Raw genomic sequence first — 3,993 nt, 5'->3', positions numbered from 1 at the left:
CGGCCGATGGTACTTGGCTGGAGACGGCCTGGGAGAGTAGGTGGTTGCCAAATTTTTAATATCGCGGAGTGGAGCAGTTGGTAGCTCGTCGGGCTCATAACCCGAAGGTCATAGGTTCAAGTCCTGTTTCCGCAATGGATAAAAGTCCTAGAAATTTTGAAAAATTTCTAGGACTTTTTTGTATTATAAATTTATTTGACAATCTTTATGGTATAATTTAATACATAATCATATAAGTAAGGGGGATTAGAAATATGAGAATAGGAAAAAACAACACATTTATTATGATTGGGGATTCAGTAACAGATTGTGGGAGAAAAAGGCCCGAAGGTGAAGATATTAGTACAGGTACAGGTTGGGGAGATGGCTATGTAAATTTAGTCAGAGGTCAGTTAGGTGCAGTTTATCCAGAATATAATATTAGAGTAATTAACAAGGGGAATTCAGGAGAACAATCAGGAGACCTTTTACCAAGATGGAAAGAAGATGTACTTGATTATGAACCAGAATGGGTAAGCATTCTAATTGGTATAAATGATGTATGGCGTATGTTTGATTCAAGTAATATAGTAGAAAGTCATGGAGATCAAGGTATTTATGAGCATAACTTACGTACGATTATAGAAAAAACTTTACCTATTACAAAGAATATTATTTTGATGGCACCTTATTTTATAGAAAATAGTAAACAGGATGCTATGAGAAAAGAAATGGATGCTTATGGCCTAATATGCAAAAAGTTAGCTGAGGAATATGGATTATTTTTTATAGACTTACAAGCGGCTTTTGACAAGGTACTTGAAAGTGTACATCCAATGTATTTTGGATGGGATCGTATTCATCCTAATACAATAGGGCATACATTAATTGCGAATAAGATATTAGAAGTTATTGAGGCATAAATATTTTAGAACTAAAACACCTAACTATTTTTTAATAGTTAGGTGTTTTTTATTTAATAAGGTTGAGATAAAAATTCTTCTTTATATTGTGTAGGAGTAATACGGAAGCAGCGTTTAAATTCAGCACAGAAGTAGGAGGAATCTTTATAACCACAAAGGTAGCTAATTTCTTTTATAGTCATATGAGGATAGGCTGTAATAAGTTCTTGAGCTTTAAACATACGTAGCTTAATAAGGTACTTAATAGGTGAGATTTGATAGTCTTTTTTAAACTGGCGGCATAAATAGGAAGGTGAAACATTAATAAGAGAGGCTAAAAAATCGATAGATAAATCTTCGTCTAAATGTGCCGTCATATAGTTAATAACAGGGTTTAATAGTTGGGGGCGAGAGTCTGGATGAATAGCCGGCCATTTTAATGCAATAATTTCTAAAATTAATCGATATAAAATATGAGAACCTTGTAATTGGTTATAGGTAGAGTCTTGAGATAAGGCTATTACTGCTTGTTCAAAAATAGGTATATTATAGATACAGCTTGTGCGGCAAAAATTTCTCTGACTCAAGAAGATATCCAAATTATGAATGAGGCTATTACAAAGATAGGAGCTTAATGAAATGGAAAAAACATATCACCTTTCACCTACTGCAAGATTTTTGAAAAAGCATGGTATGGAGTCAGCAGCTTTATTTTATCAAAGTTTAAATGAAACAATAGAAAGACGTGCAGGAAGAGTAATACGTTTTCATTTAGAAAATATAGATGTTCCAACCTACACAGAAGGACAGAGATTATTTGCTACTTATAAAGATGAAATTAGTACAGGAAGAAAAAATGATGATCTTTATGACTATGGATGTATGGTAGATTGGAATGGCGTTTGTTATGTGAATGAGCAAAAGTTTAGGAGGCTTTTTAATCAGGTAGAAAATGAGCAAGAACATTATATTGTAAATTATGTTCTTGAGAATGCACGTCGTATGTATACTATTCCTACGCATATAAGATATGACCATGGAGGGTGGCATCATACGATAGACTTTCATACACTATTTGCTAAAGGGTTAAGAGGATATAAAGATGATATAGTAGAAGAACTTTCAAAGGATATTACAGAAGAGAAAAGACAGTTTTTATTAGGAATGCAGGATACTGTAGAAGGCTTAATCCAATATGTAGAGCGTTATAAGGTAAACTTAAAAGAACAATACGCCAAAAATCCTGAAGATAAAGCTTTAGAAAGCTTAATTATAGCCCTTGAACGTGTCCCAATTGAACCGCCTGTTCATTTTTATGAGGCTTTTGTAATGCTACAAGCGGGAATCTATCTAAGTAATTGTTTTGAGACAGGAAGAATAGATCATTTACTTTATCCTTATTATAAGAAAGATTTAGAGAGAGGCAAAACATCAGAAGAGACGGCCTATAGCTTATTTAGGGAACTTTTTGAGGATATTGAAAAAAGGTTAGGGCATCCTAGCGCAGTGCATGTAACAATAGGAGGAACAGACAGAGAAGGAAAGGCAAGCTATAATAGCCTTACAAAGATAGCCATTAAAGCTATAAGAGGACTGCGTACACCTAATGTTACCTTAAGGGTTAGAGAAGATATGCCTCAAGATATATGGGAAGAGTACTTAGAGAATATAGGTAAAGGTTATGGGCAACCAGCTATTGCAAATGAAAAAGTTTTCTTACAAGGTCTTATAAATCAATATAATGTACCCTTTAAAGATGCCATAAACTATGTATTTGGTGGATGCTCAGAAGTACTTATCCAGGGAAAAACCATGTGTGACTCTACATGGGTATCTTATAATATGCTAGATGTTTTTGAAGACACATTCCATACTCAATTTATAAGATGTGAAAGCTTTGAGACATTCTATAATCAATTTAAGAAACATCTTCATTTAACTATTCAAGATATGGGGGAGCAAATCAACTTAAGACAGCATACAGAAGGTTTACACACGCCAACACCTATAAAGAGCTTATTAACAGGAGACTGTATCAAGGAAGGTAAAAGTGTCTTAGGTGGTGGGGCATGCTATAACTTTGATTCTACTAATATCTATGGTAGTACCAATACAATTAATGCACTTTATGCTATTAAGGAGTTTTATGCAGATAAGTTTGGTGTATTATCTAGAGAAAGCTTTTTGGATAGCTTTATAAAAAATTATGAAGATAATAAAGGGATCTATACAAAATGTAATGAGGTTTGTAAATTTGGAAATTACAATGAAGAAATAAATAAGTTGGCAGAAGACTTAATGGGCTTTGTATTTGATGAAATGAAAAAGCTAGTAGGTTATAGAAAGCAAGGACAATTTATGCCTGCTATCATTGCATGGACAGACTGGATTAGCAATGGTCAAAAGATAGGGGCAACGCCAGATGGAAGAAAAAGAAGTGAGCCTTTAGCAGATAGTGCAGGGGCTATGCAAGGAACGGATAGGGAAGGGCCTACTTCCTTACTAGGGGCAACAATGTCTATACCACAAAAAGATTGTATAGGAACATGTATTGTGAATCTTAGGCTAGATCCGAAAATATTTAAAACAGTAGAAGGCAGACAGAAAGTGAAAGCGTTACTAGAGACTTATTTTGCAGGAGGAGGAAATCAACTACAAATTAATGTAGTAGATAAAGAGATTCTAGAAGAAGCAATGGAAGCGCCAGAAAAACATAGAGATATTATTGTTAGAGTAGGTGGATTCTCTGATAACTTTGTGTTACTAGATTCAAAAATTCAAAAAGAAATAATAAAACGTACGCAGTATAGTTAATAAAAAATGGTTACAGCAAAAGTATTGAGTAGAGATACTCTATAGTATTCTACTCAATGCTTAGATTTAACATAGAAGAAATAAGGTCAAATAAAAGGAAGAAAGGGACGTAAGTGTGCATAAGTTTGTGGGTAACTTGCATATATCTGGGGATATGATGGTGATAAGTCGAAAAACCTAAAATAAAGGAAAAAAGTTAAGAAATAGTGTTGACTTATGCAAGGTTATGGTGCATAATAAATCAAGTCAGCAGGGCACAGCGCCACTGACACACAGGGCTGAGGCCTTGATAAATAAG

At 34.1% G+C, this 3,993-nt stretch carries 3 protein-coding genes and 1 tRNA gene; 3 read left to right on the top strand and 1 reads right to left on the bottom strand.

Annotated features, from left to right (window positions below):
• Window positions 1-62 precede the first annotated feature (62 nt).
• A tRNA-Met gene (locus ACLTBU_RS16985) sits at window positions 63-135 on the top strand.
• 119 nt (window positions 136-254) lie between these two features.
• Window positions 255-902, top strand: a complete 648-nt coding sequence (locus ACLTBU_RS16980; protein WP_412183564.1) for an SGNH/GDSL hydrolase family protein — start codon at window positions 255-257, stop codon at window positions 900-902.
• A 53-nt stretch (window positions 903-955) separates the two neighbouring features.
• On the opposite strand, the gene ACLTBU_RS16975 is transcribed toward ACLTBU_RS16980, so the two are convergent.
• Window positions 956-1,468, bottom strand: a complete 513-nt coding sequence (locus tag ACLTBU_RS16975) for a helix-turn-helix transcriptional regulator (RefSeq protein ID WP_412220175.1) — start codon at window positions 1,466-1,468, stop codon at window positions 956-958.
• Window positions 1,469-1,520: 52 nt separating this feature from the next.
• Between ACLTBU_RS16975 and ACLTBU_RS16970 the strand changes: the two genes are divergently transcribed.
• Window positions 1,521-3,695, top strand: coding sequence for a pyruvate formate lyase family protein (locus tag ACLTBU_RS16970; protein WP_412220173.1), 2,175 nt, complete (start codon window positions 1,521-1,523; stop codon window positions 3,693-3,695).
• The last annotated feature ends 298 nt before the right edge of the window (window positions 3,696-3,993 follow it).

Source organism: Zhenhengia sp. (assembly GCF_046966505.1).
Taxonomy (GTDB): Bacteria; Bacillota; Clostridia; order Lachnospirales; family Cellulosilyticaceae; genus Zhenhengia; species Zhenhengia yiwuensis.
The sequence above is the reverse complement of the archived record's forward strand: the minus strand, read 5'-3'. Positions and strand labels throughout refer to the sequence as shown.